Genomic DNA, 18,410 nt, shown 5'->3' on the forward strand with positions numbered 1-18,410 from the left:
TCTAAGTGAGCAGCGTAAGTTGCGGTTTATTAAAGACTTTTTAGGGTCAAAGTCACTCAAATAGCATGAATTGTGTCCATTAGCGACTAACTTCTACTTTTTAGCATGAATTTTGTCCATTACACCTACTTATCTAGTATCTAGGGCAGTTAGCTTGGACGATAACGGCGTGGGATAAACGGGTATTAGCAGCATTAAGTGCTAGTTACTCTTTAATGGCGCGAGTGATGGTATAGGTTTTGCCTTGTTTTACTTTATCGGCATTGCCAAAAACTTCAGTAAAAGCACGCTTCATAAACTGACGCAGTCCATTGATGGTCACCACGTAGAAGCGGCCACCGGTGCGCATCTTGCTATAGGCATCTAATAGGTATAAATAGTGCTGCTCTTTGCCCACCTTGGCCGGCAAGTTAGACATCACTAAGCTGAAGTCTTTATTGGGATCTACATGATTAAAGCCATTTGATAAATGTACATCGACATTGCTCAGGCCATTGTTTTGACAGTTACGGCGTGCGTATTCTACGGCCATAAAGTCTTTGTCAATTAAGGTATGCTGACCTTGTGGACACTCACGCGCCGCTGTCATGCCGAGCACGCCATAGCCGCAGCCTAAGTCAATAGAATCATCATTGCTTTGGAAGTCGATATGATCCAGTAGCATCAGGCTGCCGGCATCTAGTTTCTCAGGGGAGAAAATACCCCAAGTGGTGGTGAAGTGCATCGGTGCACCCAGCACCTCTTGAGTAAACGCGATGTCTTCACGCCAGTGGTTGGCTTTTTCTAATAAATCGGCAGGGGGTCTATGCATCATCAGGGCCTTAAGTATCAATAATTACAAAAAATAGCAGCGGCTAAGCGCTCTATAGCACAAGCGTTAAAATACAAACAAGCAGCACAGCGCTATGCGCCATGCTTAATAAGCCAGTCCACCAAGCTTTGAAAGTCATCAAAAGCTTCGGTGGGGTTAAGACTTCGAATATCTTGGCCGTAATTATACCCGTAAGATAGCCCAAGCGTATCCATATTGGCGTTTTGGCCGGCCAAAATATCATTTTTTGAGTCGCCAATCATCACCGCTTGCTCAGGCGAGATATCTAAGGTTTCACACACCTGCAGCAGCGGGGCGGGGTCGGGCTTTTTGACCGGTAAGCTGTCACCGCCCAGTACTTGCTCAAACAGGGACTGCCAGCCAAAGGATTGCAAAATCTTAGGCACAAACTGAATGGGCTTATTGGTCACCAGCGCCAACGTAAAGCCGGCCTGCTTGAGCTGCTTTAGTCCGCTATCGACATGGGGATAGGCAACGGTGTTTTGGCCGCTAATTTGCGCATAGGCATCGAAGAATACCGATTCGGCATGGTCTACCTCAGTTGAGGTTAATTGACCCTCAGCGACCTCTACAGCGCCTACCAGTGCGCGTTTTACTAGCATACGTGAGCCATTACCCACCCAGTTGCGAATCATATCGACGGGATAGGGCGTTTTATTAAGACGGGTAAGCATGGTATTGGTGGCTTCGGCCAAATCAGGCACGCTATCAATTAAGGTGCCGTCAAAATCAAAAATAAGCAGCTTTTTTGCGGTCATAGTCATAATCATCTCAATCTAAGGGGCAACTGATGGCTATCCCTGTTTTTCGTAGTGTTGTTTATGCGCTTTTTTTAGAGCAAGGTAGGTATCGTTGCTGCGGCATAAGTCCCACTTGTGCTTGAAGATACGGGCGGACTCAGCTTTGATGGGGTCTTCGGGCTGGCGAGGTAGCTCTTCGCGTCCATGAGAGCCGCTTTGGCCTTTTTTATCGTCAGGAACTGGGCCTTTGTATTTTTTGCCGCCCTTATGATTGGCATAACGTCGGGCTCGGGTGTAGCCCATCTGCAAAAACTTGCGCGCCATATCGGCACCGACAAAATCCTCGTTATCGAGATACTCTAAAAACATCTGATAAATTTTATCACTGCTTTTAAGTGCCACCTCGGGCGTGGCAAAGCGCCAGTGCGGCAAAATCTCAGATTTATAAGGCTCAACCAGCAGCACGCCTTGCTCACCGCGTCCGATACGGTACAGCTCCGGATGCTTGCGTAAGTCTAAGTTTATGTAATCTAGGCTATAGTCAAATTGTGACATAAGACACCACTGTGGTGACAAGTATCTTAAGAGTATAGCCCTCAGATAAGCATTTGACCATAAAAAAACCCCCAAACTAAGTAGCTTGAGGGTTAATTATGCTGTAAAGCAGTATTCGGTATAAAGATGGTGGCTCGAGGCAGAATCGAACTGCCGACACAAGGATTTTCAATCCTTTGCTCTACCAACTGAGCTATCGAGCCGTCTTTATGAGGTCGCTATTAAACTAAATATTCGATGGTCTGTCAACCCTTTTTTGATAAATAATTTGAAATATATCAAAAAAAAGCGATTTATTTATGATTTTACCCGAATTAGCTCATATTCAGTCATAATTTTATGAATTTGAGTGTCGGCGGGCATAAATTGACGCACCCCTTTTTTGGTTTCCTTATCATAAACCAATTTAATGAATTTTGCATCAATGCCGCGATTAATATTTTCAGGGTGCAGTGCCAGATACTGCAGACGCTTGGTATCGGTCTGACCATCATCGAAGCAGCCGACCACGGCAATTGGCTTGTCATTAAACATGCCGACATACATCACATTGCCGCGCTTAAAGGCTTTTTCGAATAAAGTCATGACCGCTTCGCTGTCTGCTAAATCGCCCAAATTGGCATTTTGTGCTTCATATAGCTTGGCAATACGCTCGCGCAGCTCGCCGTCATGCTTGGTTTCACGCATTAAAGGTGCATCAAAGGAGTTAATCGCAACGGCTTCTAGTGGCATGTCAGTCATCCAAAGGTTAGTCAAATTAAGAAATAAAGGGTTTGATTTTGATAAAGATCTTCATTGGGCCTTTATCTATAAGGCTATTTTAGCAAACATTACTTATGGGTATGGGCCAAATAGAGTTTTGCTATGGTTTAAAGGTAAGGCGTTTGCTATCATCAAGATATCCTATATTCCCTGACGCTATTTGGCGACTGTTTCTTCGTTATTATTTTATTAGTGAGCCTATTTGCCATGACTACTGAAATCCACTCAAACCCAGCCAACCGTCCGAATCGTATAGCCAGTGTTGAGCGTAATACCGCTGAGACTCAAGTCAGCGTCACTGTCAATCTTGATGGGACAGGCCAAGGTAAAATCGATACTGGCGTGCCATTTTTGGACCATATGCTAGACCAAATCAAGCGTCATGGTCTATTTGACTTAGACATCACCTGTAAAGGCGATACTTACATTGATGATCACCACAGCGTCGAGGACACCGGCATTACTTTGGGTCAAGCTTTTGCCAAAGCGTTGGGCGACAAAAAGGGCATTCGTCGTTATGGCCACTTTTATGCGCCATTAGATGAGTCATTAACCCGTGCGGTGGTAGATATTTCTGGTCGTCCAGGGCTGCACATGGACATTCCTTTTACCCGCTCGCACGTTGGTAATTTTGATGTGGATTTATTCAGCGAATTCTTTTTTGGCTTTGTTAACCATGCGTGGATGACAGTGCACTTAGACAACCTTAAGGGTAAAAATAGCCATCACCAGATTGAGTGTACTTTTAAGGCCTTTGCTCGTGCGCTGCGTATGGCTTGTGAGTATGATGAGCGTGCGCTAAACACGCTACCTTCTACCAAAGAGGCATTGTAACTATATGACCAAAATTGCATTGTTAGACTATGGCATGGGCAACCTCCACTCTGCCAGCAAAGCGTTGGCTGCGGTGGGGGCTGAGGTATCTATTACCAATGATCCAAACATCATCCGTGCAGCAGACAAAATCGTCTTTCCAGGCGTGGGGGCAATGCGCGACTGTATGGCACAGATGCGTGAGCAAGGGATTGATGAGGTGGTCAAAGAAGCGGCCTTTAATAAACCGGTGATGGCAATTTGTGTCGGCATGCAAGCGCTGTTTACGGAGTCGCTTGAGTTTGAACATACCGAGTGTTTGGATATCCTGCAAGGTCAGGTAAAACAGTTTGACCCTAGCTGGATTGACCCCAAAGGCGAGACCATCAAGATTCCTCATATGGGCTGGAATACCATTGAGGGCATGGATTTGAGTCATCCGCTGTGGCAAGGTATTGATGAGCATGCGCATTTTTATTTCGTACACAGCTATTACTGCGCCCCAGAAGATAACTCTGTGGTGGCGGCGGTGTGTGATTATGGTCAGCCGTTTTGTGCCAGCGTGTTAAAAGACAATCTGTTTGCAACCCAGTTTCACCCAGAAAAAAGCCACAATGATGGGCTACAACTGCTAAAAAACTTCGTTGAATGGAACATCTAACCGAACTGGCAACATGACAATCCCAATAACAAGGCCAATAGCAATCAGGCTCGCAGCTAAAAAGACAGCAGCTAAAAAAACAGCCACAAACTAGAAAAGTAGCAAAATAGCAAAATACCCATCGGCTTTACGGCAGTGGGTATTTTTTTGTATAAAAATACTGGTATAAAATACTTAGCTATCAAGCTTACTTGCCGACATAGAAAATCCCAACAAATCATAACCCATCTCGTGGGTCGCTGCCTTATACTAATCGACTTCATTATTATTCCCCTTCAAGGTCATAGGGCAACTGGCCAAGTCTTGAAGAAGACTTTTGCGCTATAAAGAGAGCTTGGCAAAAGTGAGGCAACTTTTGGACGATAACGTGATCGATTTTCAACAATTTAAAATAAAAGTGATTGAGCTTACCGGACTTGAGAGAGATGCGCTGCATATCTATGTGGGGATCGGCGTGTTTTTAATAACCTTGATGCTGACCCGAAAATGGGTCAGGTATCACCGCACTCGGCTGAAGCTAGCACTGCTTGTGGCCATAGCGTTTGCACTGATGGGTGAGTTTTTGGACTTAAGGCACAGTTATCCCAATCTATCGGGCGATATTTTGGCAGCCAGTATCCATGATATTATCAATACCTGTTTTTGGCCGCTGATGCTGTATGTGATTAATCACTGGACCCCTTTATTTAACAAAGACGACTGATACTATCAATTGCAACTACTCTCAACCATAAGCCGCTGTCGGCTTAAGCCAAAAGTTTTTAGAATAAAATGATGCGCCATAAAGGATAAAAATGACAAGTGCGGTACAACCTGAACAAAAAATGCGTAGCAGAAACGACAGAATCCGTCATGCCCTAGGCTTTGAGATTCTAGGGCTGATGCTGTTTGCCCCTTTGGGGAGCTGGGTGTTTGGCTATGAGCTGCATACCATGGGGGTTATCGCTGTGGCGGCCTCTATTGTTGCCACAGTTTGGAACTACTTTTATAACATATTATTCGATAATGCCATGGTTAAGCTGCGTGGCAGTGTCCACAAAACCCTCCTTATTCGCATCTTACATGCGCTGTTGTTTGAGGGCGGACTGTTGTTATTGTTTATGCCGATCATTGCTTGGTATTTGGGTATCACCTTATGGGAGGCCTTCATTATGGATATCGCAATGGCGCTGTTTTATTTGGTTTATGCCTTTTTTTATAACATTGCTTATGACAAAGTATTTCCTATTGATCGCTAAATAAAAATGCCCGACCAATTGGCCGGGCATTTTTATTCACACTAAGATCAGTACAAGGTTAAGCCATTAAGCTTGGTTTTCTGCTGCCAGTTGACGCAGTACATAGTGTAATACACCGCCATGACGCACATATTCACGCTCTTTTGGCGTCTGCAGCATCACATTGACTTCAAAGCTCTCAGAGCTACCATCAGCGCGTGTGGCAGTAACGGTGGCGGTTCTGCTTTCACCATTTTCAAGCCCTGTGATGCTGAGCACCTCTGAGCCATCTAAGTTATAAGTGTCTGCATTTTCGCCTTTTTTGAAGGTTAAAGGCAGCACACCCATACCCACTAGGTTTGAGCGGTGAATACGCTCAAATGAGCTGGTCAATACTGCTTTTACCCCAAGCAAAATAGTACCTTTAGCAGCCCAGTCACGGCTAGAGCCTGACCCGTATTCTTCACCACCTAAGACCACCAAAGGACGTTTGTCCTCTTTGTACTTCATCGCCGCATCATAGATGGCCATCTCTTCACCCTGTTCCAAGGTGGCCTTATCACCGCTGAAGTAATAAGTGTAGCCGCCTTCTTTACCGCCCATCATTTTGTTTTTGATACGGATATTGGCAAAAGTACCTCGAGTCATGACCGCATCATTACCACGGCGTGAGCCATAGCTGTTGAAGTCTGCTTGCAGTACGCCGCGCTGTTGTAAGTACTTACCCGCTGGTGAATTAGGATCGATATTGCCCGCAGGTGAGATGTGATCTGTGGTGATTGAGTTACCAAACAGACCCAAAATACGCGCGCCTGTGATGTCTTTAATGCCTTCAGGCTCCATGGTCATGTCATCGAAGAACGGTGGGTTCTTGATATAGGTCGACTCATCGCTCCAAGGATATAGCTGACTATCGGCTGAGCTTATGGCGTTCCAAGCCTCACTACCGTTAAATACTTCACCATAGTTCTTGCGGAACATCTCAGCATCAATGTTATTGGCAATGAGCTCGTTAATCTCAGCTGAGGTCGGCCAGATGTCTTTTAAGAACACATCATTGCCTTCTTGGTCTTGACCTAGAGGCTGTGTGGTCAAGTCAATATCAACCGTACCTGCTAGAGCGTAAGCCACTACTAACGGTGGAGACGCCAAATAGCTGGCTTTGACATGCGAGTGGATACGACCCTCAAAGTTACGGTTACCCGATAACACGGCAGCGGCCACTAGGTTGTTCTCTTCAATGCCTTTTTCAACCGCTTCTAAAAGTGGGCCTGAGTTACCGATACAGGTGGTACAACCATAGCCGACTAAGTAGAAGCCGGTTTTTTCAAGCTCATCCATCAGTTTGGTTTTTTCTAGATAATCAGTGACCACTTTTGAGCCTGGAGCCAAAGAGGTTTTTACCCAAGGCTTGGCTTTTAGACCTTTGGCCGCTGCCTTTTTGGCCACCAGACCAGCACCAATCATAACCGCAGGGTTTGAGGTGTTGGTACAAGAGGTAATGGCAGCGATAACCAAGGAGCCATCATGTAGTTGATGAGTCTTGTTATCGATATCAATGCTTGAGAACACCTTCGGTTTGGCAGACAGACGCTCAGCCTGCTCTTGCTCACCGCCTTCTTCATCAAAGCGTACTTTGCCTTCTTTTTCTGAGGCGCGATCTTTTGTCATGGCATGCAGCGTTTCGCCAAATTTTTGATGCATATCTGCCAAGTTGATGCGCTGCTGTGGTAGGTTTGGACCGGCCAGTGCAGGCTGTACAGTAGATAAGTCTAGATGTAGGTTACTTGAGTAAGTGGCCGCTGGGGTATCGGCATCGTGCCACAGCCCTTGCGCTTTAGCATACTGCTCTACCAGCTCAATTTGTGCTTCATCACGGCCCGATAGGCGCAGATAGTCAATGGCCATCTGGTCAATAGGGAAGATACCACAAGTGGCACCGTACTCTGGCGCCATGTTGGCAATCGTTGCACGATCCGCCAGCGGCATGCTGTGTAAGCCCTCGCCATAGAACTCAACGAATTTACCAACCACACCATGTGCCCGCAGCATTTCGACCACACGCAGTACCAAGTCAGTGGCGGTAACCCCTTCTTGTAGCTTGCCTGTCATCTCAAAGCCAACCACTTGCGGGATCAGCATAGAGGAGGGCTGTCCGAGCATCGCAGCTTCCGCCTCAATACCGCCCACACCCCAGCCCAGCACGCCAATACCGTTAATCATAGTGGTGTGGCTATCGGTACCAAAGACGGTATCTGGATAAGCGGTGAGCTCACCGTTTTGTTCACTGGCCATCACCACACGTGCTAAATACTCAAGGTTAACTTGGTGCACAATACCGGTGGCTGGTGGGACAACTACGAAGTTTTCAAAGGCGTTTTTTCCCCAGTGCAAAAACTCATAGCGCTCATTGTTGCGTTTAAATTCGATTTTCTCGTTTAAATCCAATGAGTCTTCACGGCCGTAGACATCGACTTGTACCGAATGGTCAACGACCAGTTCACTGGGAATAAAAGGGTTAATTTGATCGGCTTTACCGCCAAGCTTGACGACCGCATCACGCATGGCTGCCAAGTCTACAACAGAGGGCACGCCCGTGAAGTCTTGTAGCACTACACGCGCCGGCATAAAGGCAATCTCTTTTGAGGCCTCAGCGCCTGCGTCCCAGTTGGCGACTGCTTCAATATGGTTCTCACCCACAGACTGTCCACCATCTTCATTGCGCAGCAGGTTCTCTAACACCACTTTCATGCTGTAAGGCAGACGGTTAATATTGGGGTATTTTTTAGCCAGTTTGGGTAGGCTATAGTAGGCATGGTCTTTGCCAGCGACAGTTAAGCTGTCTTTGACGTTAAAAATATCACTCATGATGGCTTCCTTTTCTAGTTATTAACTTTTTTATAGTATTAAGTCATTGATAGGTAAGGTGGCTAACTGCGTACTCTTCTGTGAGTCGTGTTGGGCTATTCCTTAGCCGAAGTTTTTTAAGCTTCACTTATAAGGCCTTAGATAAGCTTATAAGCGTTAAATAATAGTGAGCTTGTGACGTATTTATCATAAAAGTGGCTGTGATGCCTGTGATAAAGTGATACCTATGATAAGTATGACGACAAGCGGTTAGTAATAAGTGGCTTTTTTTTGCCATTTATCACTTCTACTAACATAACAAATTTAGCGACAGTTATTAAGACCTACAGCGTTGTGTCAACGTGGTGAAATCGTAACAAATACTGCTAAAGCCGACCCGAGCCTATGCATTAGCGATGATCAAGTCAGCATCAATAGTGTAGATCGCTATTAGGTGGAGGCTTAGTTGCGATTATGACTATTAAAATCAACTAATGAAACCAAGCTATGGGGGAGAGTAGCCTACGCTACTCTTTATCTTGCGGGGTGTTTTTATGTTGCCAAGGAAAGCGGCCTTCTAATTCTACTTGTAAAGACAGGCTCAAAAAGGTGCGAATGATGACAATCACCCCTAATACCACCACACTGCGCAAGGTTGGCTCGGTAACCACAGTGGCCATAATATCAGCGGCAATAAGCACCTCTAAGCCCAATAAGATGGATTTACTCACCCCTTGACGAACGCCTAGATAAGTGTCATGACTGAACTTGTTCGAAGAGATGGCTGCCTTATAAAAAGCCAATATCAGCCCAATAAACATGATCATGACGCCGATAAACTCAACTATCTTAGCAATAAGGTCAATTGATTCTATTAAATACGGCATTTGATTTCTCTCCTGCAAGTTCAATGTGACGAGTTAAAAATCGGCCTACGCGGTAGACCGACTTTAGTCATCAATTGGAGGGTTATCTGCTACTTAGCCACAGGCTTCTGCGCATTGTGATAGCCGCCATAGTATTTAACAGGAGACCAGCTAGGAATGACTGCTGGTAACTGCGGATCTAATTTATTATATTCGCCAGCGCCATATGCTATTTTGCCACCTACCACAGTTAATACCGACTCAATACCCTTAATTTTTTCTTCTGGTACTGTAAAGTAATCGTCAGAGAGCAGAACGAAATCTGCATATTTACCCGGTTCTAGGCTGCCTTTGACGTCCTCTTCATTTGAGAACCAAGCACTGCCACTGGTGTACACCTCTAGCGCATCGTCTCTGTCTAATAGGTTGTCTTTGTCATACAGCTTCATGCCACCGACTGTCTTACCTGTCGTCATCCAATATAGAGATATCCATGGGTTATAACTGGCGACGCGAGTCCCATCTGTTCCTGAGCCTAATGGAATGCCCATGTCATAGATTTTCTTAAATGGCGGGGTAGTCTTAGCCGCTTGTGCACCATAACGCTCAACAAAATACTCGCCTGCATACGCCATGCGGTCTTGTACCGAAACACCACCATTCAAGCGCTTGATTTCACGTAGGGTTTCGTCAGTAATGGTCTCGCCATGGTCAATTGCCCAGCGCATCTCATTTTTGATTTTGCCGTTATTTTCACGGTCAATCTCATCAACCAAATCAACGATCAGCTTGGTATTCTCGCCATAAGTAGAATGCTGTCTAAATGGCCAGCCTTTATCAACATGCATTTGGATGATTTCTTTGGTGGCTTCACGCCAGCCTTCATTGTCTTTAATCAACGGCTTATCGGCTAAGAAGTTTTCAAAGTCTCCAGCGGCCCACGTCATATATTCCCCGCCACCTTTTAACTCATAGCCATGGTCGTGGGCGATATCTTCATTCACAGATGCTTTATTATTGGCCATCCATTTTTCAAAGGCTTGTTTTTCTTCACCTGCTTTTTGTGGGAACAAATAGTAAGAGATGCGTAACGACGAATCACCACTGGTGGCCAATGCTTTTGACGCTTCATAGTCATCTGGGAAAGTATGACCACCGCCGCCTGCATCAATGGCACTGGTCAGACCAAAGCGGTTTAACTCATGATGAAAGTGCTTGGTAGAGTTGATCATCTCTTCTTCAGACAGCTGTGGCATTTTACCGATCACCTGATATAGAATCATCGCATTCGGCTCTGCCAATAGCACCCCAGTTGGATCACCGTTGGCATCTTTTTCATAGCGGCTGTCATTATTTGGTGGTTGCGTATTGCGGTCGATATTTAATGCCTTCATACCCGCTTTGTTCAGCCAGCCTCGGCTGTATAAATATAAGACGAAAGCAGGTGTATCACCCGTGGCTTCATTGATCTCTTCAATGGTTGGCATCCGCTTTTCTTCGAATTGATACGGTGACCAGCCCCCAATAACTCGAACCCATTGTCCCTTAGGCGTACGCTCTGCTTGCTCTTTTAGCATACGCAGTGCTTCTTTTAATGAGGTCACCCCATCCCAGCGTAGCTCAGAGTTATAAAAACGGCCGCCACGAGTAATATGTAGGTGAGAGTCGTTTAGACCAGGGATTAAGGTTCTGCCATGACCATCAATAACTTGAGTATGCGCATCTCTTAGACGTAAAATCTCAGCAGCGCTACCGGTACGCAGCACTTTACCGTCTTTTACGGCAATGGCTTCAGCCGTAGTGCGCTTATCATCCATGACGGCCACTTTGGCATTAGTAACAATCATATCAGCAGATTGCAGCGTATTATATGAGCCTTGCGGTGTGCTCTGAGTGGCGCAAGCGGATAAAACGCTGGCCGCCCCCGCAAACAATATTAAGTTCTTCTTTTTAAAGTTATTGTTCATAGCTGTCCCTTAATTTTAATGATAACAATGGTCATATTTAATGATAACAATGGTCATAAATTTAGAAAAAAACCAGTAGCAAAAGGCAGTTTAACATAGAAAATTGGCGCAAATAGCGGTTAGTAAACTTTTATAAACAACAGAAACAAAACTTCACACTGTTAATTTAATATTTATTTAACCATTTTTAAATGAAGTTATGCTTCATAAATTACAAAATCGGACACAAAAAAAGACCGCTACTGAGAGTAACGGCCTTTTAGAAATAAAGGGTGGGGGTGATTAGATGGTAAAGGCTGGGAAGCGGCTGTTGATCACACTTTCAGCTTCAATCAAATTCATAATCTCATCTGCAATATTCTCCGATAGCTCTAAATGGGTGCTAAAACCGACACAAGAGGAGTTAATTTCACCCAGTACATAGACGTCTTTGCCCTCGGCATCTGTATCAAGAATAAAGTCAGCAGTCCACAGCAGCGGTAAAGCATAACCACCTAAGCGTGACTGTAGCATGGGAATGCTCGACTCCACCGTATCTACCATTTCCTGCCACTGCTCAGGCTTATCATAACGATAGGTGGCGCCTGAGAATAAAGTGGCGGAGAAGGCATCGGCAGATTGATCCGGTTTTTTGTGCACGATAGAGACCGCTTTATCACGCAGCATCAGGACACGAATCTCTCCCTCTTTGATACGCGGTAAAAAGGGCATGTCCAAGATTAGACCACTGTCGCCCTCTAAATACTGATAACAAAACTCGATGAATTCACCCAAGGTTTTTTCTTCAGTATGATTATCCCGAGCTTCGGTGAGCTTTAACAGTGCATCTTCAGGGATCTCTGCCAGGTCTTTGTATTTTTTTGGGTCTTTTAACTGCACGCGCCAAATGCCTTCACCGGTTGAGCCGCGGTTTTGCTTTAGCACACGCTCACCCCGTGCCAAAGTCTGGGGGAACTGGTGCTTTAGTGCATCATAGTCATAATAGCAGTACACATCTTCTGGAACCAAAGAGGTGCCTTTTAGACGCTCAACCACATTTTTTGCGCCATAATTAATCATCACATCAGGATGCGGTAAGCCTTTGACTCCCTGATGCACCAATTCACGTAGCATTTGAAAATAACCGGTTTCATCTTTGAGGTTGCCTGGATTAATTCGGCTCACATAAGCATCGGCTTTATCAATGGTATAGCGATAGATTTCACCACGATTTTCATCACTATAAAAAATAACCTCGGCGCTCCAGCCGCGGGCTTTTAAGGACTCAATAATAGGGTAAGTATCACGGCGATAGCCATATTTGCTTTTGTCAGAGCCGCCACGGGCCTCAAAAATAACGACGTGTTTTTTCATATAAAAATCTCTTCAAAGCCAACTGCTGGATTGAGGAATCTACATTTAATGTAGGCCACTTAAGTCACCTGCAGTGGGATAAATAAGCTAATAAATAAGGGTGCCACGTCACTGTGGCGAAGATTGTAACGCTCAAAATTAAGGAGTTATCGCGTATAGAGGTCTAACAAGAAGGTGGTTCGAGGGTTTGATTTTAGAACGCGCAAGTCTATAGATAAGTTGTATAGAAAACAATACAAAATAGCAAATATTTTTAGATTTTTTTCACAGTCAATATATGATGTGCTACCGCATAACCCGCCTACTGCCGATACTGCCTAAGCGTAATACAGTGATGTGACGCTGTGATGACAATGAGCGCTATCGGTAGGGGCATACCGATTAAAAAAACTGAGATTTTGCCGCCCTTTTCGCTCCTATCCATTTATGCGCTCCTATCCATTTAAGTGATAAACAGCCTATTTAAGTGATAAGTAGCGAAAAATGAGCGGCTTATGTGCTGACTTAGTTATTAAGTGATGGGGAGTGATGTGCTGCCAGATAATCACGCATTAGGCCATTAAATTCATCGGCACGGCCAATATGGGGCCAGTGACCGGCACCTTTATAAAAATGGGCATCGGCAGTTGTAATCGCCTCAAGCAGCTCAAGGCTCCGCGCGACAGGCACAACTTTATCGTCTCGGCCATGCACCAAGAGCACCGGTAGAGACAGCTGAGCCAATGCGTCTAAATCCAGTAGTAAGACTTCCCGGTCCCGATCACGCGCTGCCATAAGGTAGGGGCGCAGACCGAGCTTGGCCTCTTTTAGCGCCGCTTGATAGCGCAGATTGACTAAGGTGTCACTGATTATGGCGTCATTACGAATATTTTTTTGTAAGTCTTGCAAGATAAGCTCGGCAGATAGCGGCCCCTTGGGTTTAGGCTGTGCTGCACGGGCATCGGGTTTTGGCTTCTTTGCACCGCCTGTCCCGATAGATATCACCCCGCAAACCCGCTCAGGATGATCAATGGCTAATTGCAGTGCCACCCAGCCGCCCAGCGAGCTGCCGGCAAGCCAAGCTTTTTCGATATGCAGCGCATCCATCAAGCGTAGGGTATGCTCACCCCATTGACGAATGCCGTAAGCGGTATCGGGCGAAGTATTGGCTGCGCTCAGCGTCTCGCCATAGCCAATAAAGTCAAAGGCGATACAGCGGGCATATTGGCTGATAAAAGGGAGGTTCTGCCACCAAGTAACGGCTGCTGAAGTTCCCATACCTGAGCCATGCATCAATAGCAGGGGGACGCCTTGGCCTTGGTCATAATAGTGGGTAAGCTCATTGGGGGCAGTTTGAGCCCAGTTATCTTCAAGATTAAAAAAAGGATCTGTTTTAAACTCTGGGACAAGAAGCGTCATGATGTGCTCTGGCAACAGTGGGGTAACGGGGTATTTTAGCGCAATTTATGACGGTCGCGGCTGATTTTTTGACACGATGAGCTGATTTTTAGGGTATGGCTGTTCATTCACATAGATGCCCTTGGTGTGCCAACAGCCATAGTTTACATAGATTTTATGGTTCTTATTACCGGATACTTTAGGTTAGCTAAAACTACGTTTGCTACAAAATACAGTAAGTAAATCTTGTTACACTGTGGTTATGAGTAAAAATAAAAAGGGGGCAATTTAATGAAACGACGTAAATTTATTCAATCCATGGGGTTAGGTCTGGGCGCTTCGACTACTTTAAGTGGTTGCCAGACTTTGGCAAAAACTGCTCAGCCACTATCGGCGCCTCAAGTTCAAGCTGGACATTTTAGTAATATCATTGTGGGCAGTGGCTATGGTGGCGCGGTATCAGCGCTGCGCCTGAGTGAGCAAGGCCACAAGGTACTTATCCTTGAGATGGGTATGCGCTGGGATAGAAGCCCCAACCATGATACCTTTTGTAAAATGATTACCGCTGATGAGCGCTCCAGCTGGTTTAGTCATTGGCCCAACGCCCCCATTCCCATTCCTATTAAAAAATATCCTGGGGTGCTCGATTTGATTGAGTATGATGACATGAAGGTGTTTGCAGGTCGGGCCTATGGCGGCGGCTCGATTGTCAATGGAGCGATTGCTATTGAGCCTAGACGGTCACATTTTGAGCAGACCTTTCCTTGGATTGATGCCAATGAAATGTATGAAACTTTTTTTCCGCGTGCTATGAAGACCTTAAAGGTCAGTAAAATTCCCGAAGACTTTTTTAATAACTCTGAGCACTATGAATATACGCGCGCCGCTGAGCGTCAGGCTGATAAAGCGGGGCTAACTACGGAGTTTTTTGGCAATAGTTATGACTTTGACTATATGCAAAAAGAGGCAAAAGGGGAGGTGTACCCATCGGCTTTAGGCGGTGAGGTGATCTATGGCAATAATGCAGGCAAGTACTCTTTGGATTTGACCTATCTTAAACAGGCAGAAGCTACCGGTAATGTCAGTGTCAAAACCCTACGTAAAGTTAATAGCATTCAAGCACTTGATAACCATCAACTAAGACTTGAGGTGCAGGTACTCAATAAAACCGGCGGCATTGATGCCATAGAATATTACACCTGTGATAAATTGTTTTTGAATGCCGGCAGTACCGGCACCTCAGAGCTGCTGCTAAAGAGCCAAGCTCAGGGTAAATTGACTCAGCTTAATGAGCACATTGGGCAGCATTGGGGGCCCAATGGTAATATCATGACCGGCCGCAATTTTGTACATGCTGCAGGTAAGATTCAGTCCACCATTCCGGTTAAAGGGATCAACATGTGGGATGGTGATAGAGGCGGATCAAAGTACAAGATATTTGCCGAATTGGCACCGCTGCCGTTGGGTCTTGAGACTTGGACCACCTTGTACTTGGCAATTACCGATAACCCAGAGCGTGGTCACTATTATTATGATAAAGCCTCGCAAAGCGTAAAACTTAATTGGAAACGCTCACAAAATGAGTATTCAGTGAATGCCGCAAAAGAGCTGATTGAAAAATTGGCTCAGGCGAATGGTGGGCGGGTATCAAGCTTACTGTTTAACCAAGGTTTTGGGGACGACTTCTGCTATCATCCCTTAGGTGGCTGTGTGCTTGGCAAGGCCACAGATGAATTGGGCCGTGTCAAAGGCCATCGCAATATATATGTGCAAGACGGGGCGCTTATTCCTGGCAGTGCTGGGGTTAACCCTTATGTCTTTATTACTGGGCTTGCTGAGCGTAATATGGCCTATATCCTTCAACAAGACTTCTCGTCGTCGACCCCTTAAGGAGGGCATTGTGACCTTGCCCATTAAACTTCGTATTTTAAAATCCTCTGTGACCAATCCGTGGTTTAACTTGGCCACCGAAGATTGGATATTCCAAGAGCTAGATGCCCATTCACACACCCTGTTTTTATGGCGCAATAGCGAAACTGTGGTTATCGGCCGCTCACAAAACCCTTGGGTGGAGTGCAAAACCGACAAAATGGCAGAAGATGGGGTGTATTTAGCGCGCCGTCAAAGCGGGGGCGGGGCCGTCTTCCATGATTTGGGCAATACCAACTTCACTTTTTTATCACCCAAAGACGGCTATGATCAGCAGGCCAACTTTGACATCATAATCAATGCACTAAAAAAATTGGGTATTGAGGCCAGCTTATCGGGGCGCAATGATATGCAAGTGGGCGATCGTAAAATCTCAGGCAGTGCCTTTAAGCACGCCACTGACCGCAGCTTTCACCATGGCACACTACTGGTCAATGCCAATATGCAAAAGCTTGGCGATTACCTTAATCCGCATCCGTTAAAGCTGCAAGCCAAAGGCATCAAGTCGGTCCGCTCTCGAGTGGCAAATCTGGTAGAGTTTAATGACAGCATCACTCACGAGTCACTATCACAGGCGATCATTGAGGCGTTTTGTGACTACTATGGCAAAACCGTAGAGATTGAGGAATTAGATGAGGATTCCTTAAAGCAGGAGCCTCATCTTAATAGATACTATGAGCAGATGGCCGACTGGGACTGGCGCTTTGGCAAAACCCCACAATTTAATCACCATATCGAGACCCGCTTTGAGTGGGGCATCATTGATCTGCACTTAGAGGTGGCGCAGGCGATCATGACAGAGGTGGTGATTTTCTCAGATGCCCTCAATGTTGAGCTGATTGAGGCGCTAAAGCAGGCACTGACAGGTGCAAAATACACTGTTGATGCCGTCACATCTAGATTGAATGACTTAAAACAGCAGCCAGCGGCAGGCTCAGAGTCAAGCTGGATAACACAAATCACTGACTTTGAGCAGTGGTTGACGGGGCAAATGGTAACCTAGGTACTGTTTAACTTGCCAATGTTAAACGTAGTTTTACACTTGATAACCTAAAACAAGCCACATCTTTTGTAAGATAGATTAATAAAATGAATCTTATAAAAAACTTAGGAGTGTGGCTGTGTTTGATTTAAAATCATTATTTAAAAAAGAAGTAGAAAAACAATTAACTGACGTTGAAGACTATATTTTTATGCCAGAGCGTATTCAGCTCAAAGTGGACGATGGACAACTTAATTGTGTGCTCAATAGTGATGGCAGCGTAAATATCTTTTATACCAAGCAAGGCGTAACAGATGTTCGAGTTGCCACACGTAAGCATCCTTTGACCTCATTTGAAGCAGAGTTGCAGCATGGTCTATATGATGATGTCATCGAGGATGTGGTCGACATGGTTAATAAAACGGTTGATGGTAAATCAAAATACTTCCGCAGCGCTGTCATATTACCTGCCACGCCATCCCTACAAGCGCCAGAGCCGACGCAAACCAAGACATTTGACTGATAGATAGCACTGATAGATAGACGTTTGATAGATAGCATAGATAGATATGGCAATGAGTGATAGCTGCTGGTGCTAGCAGATGGTGCTAGTATTAGCATAGCCATTTTAATCGCATAAGCTGTCACAAAAAAGCCGATTATTCTTAGGATAATCGGCTTTTTGATGTATAACACCAAGTCACTGACAGAGCTTGATGGTCCGCAAAGACAGTCAGCAAAAACTGTCCACAAGAACAGCGATTAGTCTTTTCCACGCGTCATCTTGATAATGGTCCGATCTTTTTTGACATAGTGATGATATAGCGCTGCTAAGATATGACCAATGACCAACATCCAGCCCAGCCATTTACCAACAATCTCTTTATGAAGAAAGTCAAATGGTACCTCAAACTCTTCATAAGTTAAATTCCAAGTCGGTGCGATAAAGTCTTGGAACATAGAGGTGCTCTCAAATCTTGGGATAACAAATAGACCAAAAAACTCCGTATCTACTTTGGCACCGAGATAACCCGTTAAAGGCATGATAATCATAACCGCATACAAGCCAAAGTGACCCAAATGTGCGCTCAAGTGTGCCAGCTTACTGCCAGGCTCTTCATCAGGCTGAATATTATTTAGACGCCACAATATGCGAAAGATAATCAGCGTACCGACGACCACACCAAATGATAAATGCAACTGTAGTGCCGTCCAGTTAATAGGGGTCTCGTCTACCGTGAACCAATGACGAAAATAAACAGCCACATAGGCGCCAATAAAGGCGAACGCCATAATCCAGTGCATCCACTTTGCAATAGATCCATAGTTGTTCCTCGTGTTTCTTAAACTCATAAACCTCCTCCAAATATACCAATAAGTTTTGAAATTGTAGTTAAGATAACACTGACCAAAATTGCGCATAGCTTACTATGAAACATAACTAAAATAGTGCTTACATTGTTGTAAATATCTTAAAGTTTTGCGCGGCATATACACTATTCTTACTAG

General features: G+C 45.2%; 17 protein-coding genes and 1 tRNA gene. 7 read left to right on the plus strand and 11 right to left on the minus strand.

Features of this window, described 5'->3' with window-relative positions; all coding sequences use genetic code 11:
• Positions 1 to 205 precede the first annotated feature (205 nt).
• The 5 genes from JMX92_RS10435 to JMX92_RS10455 all read right to left on the minus strand — a co-directional run bounded on the left by JMX92_RS10435 (position 206) and on the right by JMX92_RS10455 (position 2,859).
• Positions 206 to 814 carry a class I SAM-dependent methyltransferase gene (locus tag JMX92_RS10435; protein ID WP_201545531.1) on the minus strand — a complete coding sequence of 203 codons (609 nt, stop codon included), beginning with the start codon at positions 812 to 814 and terminating at the stop codon, positions 206 to 208.
• 89 nt (positions 815 to 903) lie between these two features.
• Complete coding sequence (locus JMX92_RS10440) at positions 904 to 1,596, minus strand: phosphoglycolate phosphatase (RefSeq protein ID WP_413786866.1); 693 nt, start codon at positions 1,594 to 1,596, stop codon at positions 904 to 906.
• Between the two features lie 30 nt (positions 1,597 to 1,626).
• On the minus strand, positions 1,627 to 2,127 hold the full coding sequence (locus JMX92_RS10445) for a DUF4385 domain-containing protein (protein ID WP_011959354.1): 501 nt from the start codon (positions 2,125 to 2,127) through the stop codon (positions 1,627 to 1,629).
• A gap of 127 nt (positions 2,128 to 2,254) precedes the next feature.
• Positions 2,255 to 2,330, minus strand: a tRNA-Phe gene (locus JMX92_RS10450).
• 94 nt (positions 2,331 to 2,424) lie between these two features.
• Positions 2,425 to 2,859, minus strand: a complete 435-nt coding sequence (locus tag JMX92_RS10455) for a hypothetical protein (protein ID WP_110815882.1) — start codon at positions 2,857 to 2,859, stop codon at positions 2,425 to 2,427.
• Positions 2,860 to 3,096: 237 nt separating this feature from the next.
• Here JMX92_RS10455 and hisB point away from each other — a divergent pair, with 237 nt between their 5' ends.
• The 4 genes from hisB to JMX92_RS10475 all read left to right on the plus strand — a co-directional run bounded on the left by hisB (position 3,097) and on the right by JMX92_RS10475 (position 5,601).
• Complete coding sequence (hisB, locus tag JMX92_RS10460; protein WP_110815883.1) at positions 3,097 to 3,723, plus strand: imidazoleglycerol-phosphate dehydratase HisB; 627 nt, start codon at positions 3,097 to 3,099, stop codon at positions 3,721 to 3,723.
• Positions 3,724 to 3,727: 4 nt separating this feature from the next.
• The gene (gene hisH, locus JMX92_RS10465) at positions 3,728 to 4,363 is read left to right on the plus strand and encodes an imidazole glycerol phosphate synthase subunit HisH (protein ID WP_011959357.1); all 636 of its coding nucleotides are present in this window, start codon (positions 3,728 to 3,730) and stop codon (positions 4,361 to 4,363) included.
• A 367-nt stretch (positions 4,364 to 4,730) separates the two neighbouring features.
• Positions 4,731 to 5,066 carry a hypothetical protein gene (locus JMX92_RS10470; RefSeq protein ID WP_227675349.1) on the plus strand — a complete coding sequence of 112 codons (336 nt, stop codon included), beginning with the start codon at positions 4,731 to 4,733 and terminating at the stop codon, positions 5,064 to 5,066.
• A gap of 91 nt (positions 5,067 to 5,157) precedes the next feature.
• On the plus strand, positions 5,158 to 5,601 hold the full coding sequence (locus JMX92_RS10475) for a PACE efflux transporter (RefSeq protein ID WP_011959359.1): 444 nt from the start codon (positions 5,158 to 5,160) through the stop codon (positions 5,599 to 5,601).
• Between the two features lie 66 nt (positions 5,602 to 5,667).
• Here JMX92_RS10475 and acnA read toward each other — a convergent pair whose 3' ends face one another.
• From acnA to JMX92_RS10500, 5 genes are all read right to left on the minus strand, one after another.
• The gene (gene acnA / locus JMX92_RS10480) at positions 5,668 to 8,448 is read right to left on the minus strand and encodes an aconitate hydratase AcnA (protein ID WP_201545534.1); all 2,781 of its coding nucleotides are present in this window, start codon (positions 8,446 to 8,448) and stop codon (positions 5,668 to 5,670) included.
• 506 nt (positions 8,449 to 8,954) lie between these two features.
• Positions 8,955 to 9,314, minus strand: a complete 360-nt coding sequence (locus JMX92_RS10485; RefSeq protein ID WP_201545535.1) for a DUF1622 domain-containing protein — start codon at positions 9,312 to 9,314, stop codon at positions 8,955 to 8,957.
• Between the two features lie 89 nt (positions 9,315 to 9,403).
• Positions 9,404 to 11,260, minus strand: coding sequence for an amidohydrolase (locus tag JMX92_RS10490; protein ID WP_011959362.1), 1,857 nt, complete (start codon positions 11,258 to 11,260; stop codon positions 9,404 to 9,406).
• Between the two features lie 282 nt (positions 11,261 to 11,542).
• On the minus strand, positions 11,543 to 12,613 hold the full coding sequence (locus tag JMX92_RS10495) for a Cj0069 family protein (protein ID WP_011959363.1): 1,071 nt from the start codon (positions 12,611 to 12,613) through the stop codon (positions 11,543 to 11,545).
• Between the two features lie 504 nt (positions 12,614 to 13,117).
• On the minus strand, positions 13,118 to 14,011 hold the full coding sequence (locus tag JMX92_RS10500; RefSeq protein WP_201545536.1) for an alpha/beta fold hydrolase: 894 nt from the start codon (positions 14,009 to 14,011) through the stop codon (positions 13,118 to 13,120).
• 270 nt (positions 14,012 to 14,281) lie between these two features.
• Here JMX92_RS10500 and JMX92_RS10505 point away from each other — a divergent pair, with 270 nt between their 5' ends.
• The 3 genes from JMX92_RS10505 to JMX92_RS10515 all read left to right on the plus strand — a co-directional run bounded on the left by JMX92_RS10505 (position 14,282) and on the right by JMX92_RS10515 (position 17,424).
• Positions 14,282 to 15,880: a GMC oxidoreductase gene (locus JMX92_RS10505; RefSeq protein ID WP_201545537.1), complete on the plus strand. Its 1,599-nt coding sequence runs from the start codon at positions 14,282 to 14,284 to the stop codon at positions 15,878 to 15,880.
• Positions 15,881 to 15,902: 22 nt separating this feature from the next.
• A complete protein-coding gene (locus JMX92_RS10510; RefSeq protein WP_041773394.1) occupies positions 15,903 to 16,922 on the plus strand; it encodes a lipoate--protein ligase in 1,020 nt (339 codons plus the stop codon).
• Between the two features lie 118 nt (positions 16,923 to 17,040).
• Positions 17,041 to 17,424, plus strand: a complete 384-nt coding sequence (locus JMX92_RS10515; RefSeq protein WP_011959367.1) for a hypothetical protein — start codon at positions 17,041 to 17,043, stop codon at positions 17,422 to 17,424.
• A gap of 239 nt (positions 17,425 to 17,663) precedes the next feature.
• Here the strand turns inward: JMX92_RS10515 and JMX92_RS10520 are convergent, their stop codons facing one another.
• A complete protein-coding gene (locus tag JMX92_RS10520) occupies positions 17,664 to 18,254 on the minus strand; it encodes a cytochrome b (protein WP_201545539.1) in 591 nt (196 codons plus the stop codon).
• Positions 18,255 to 18,410 lie beyond the last annotated feature (156 nt).

It is taken from the genome of Psychrobacter sp. H7-1 (assembly GCF_904846585.1).
Lineage (GTDB): Bacteria > Pseudomonadota > Gammaproteobacteria > Pseudomonadales > Moraxellaceae > Psychrobacter > Psychrobacter raelei.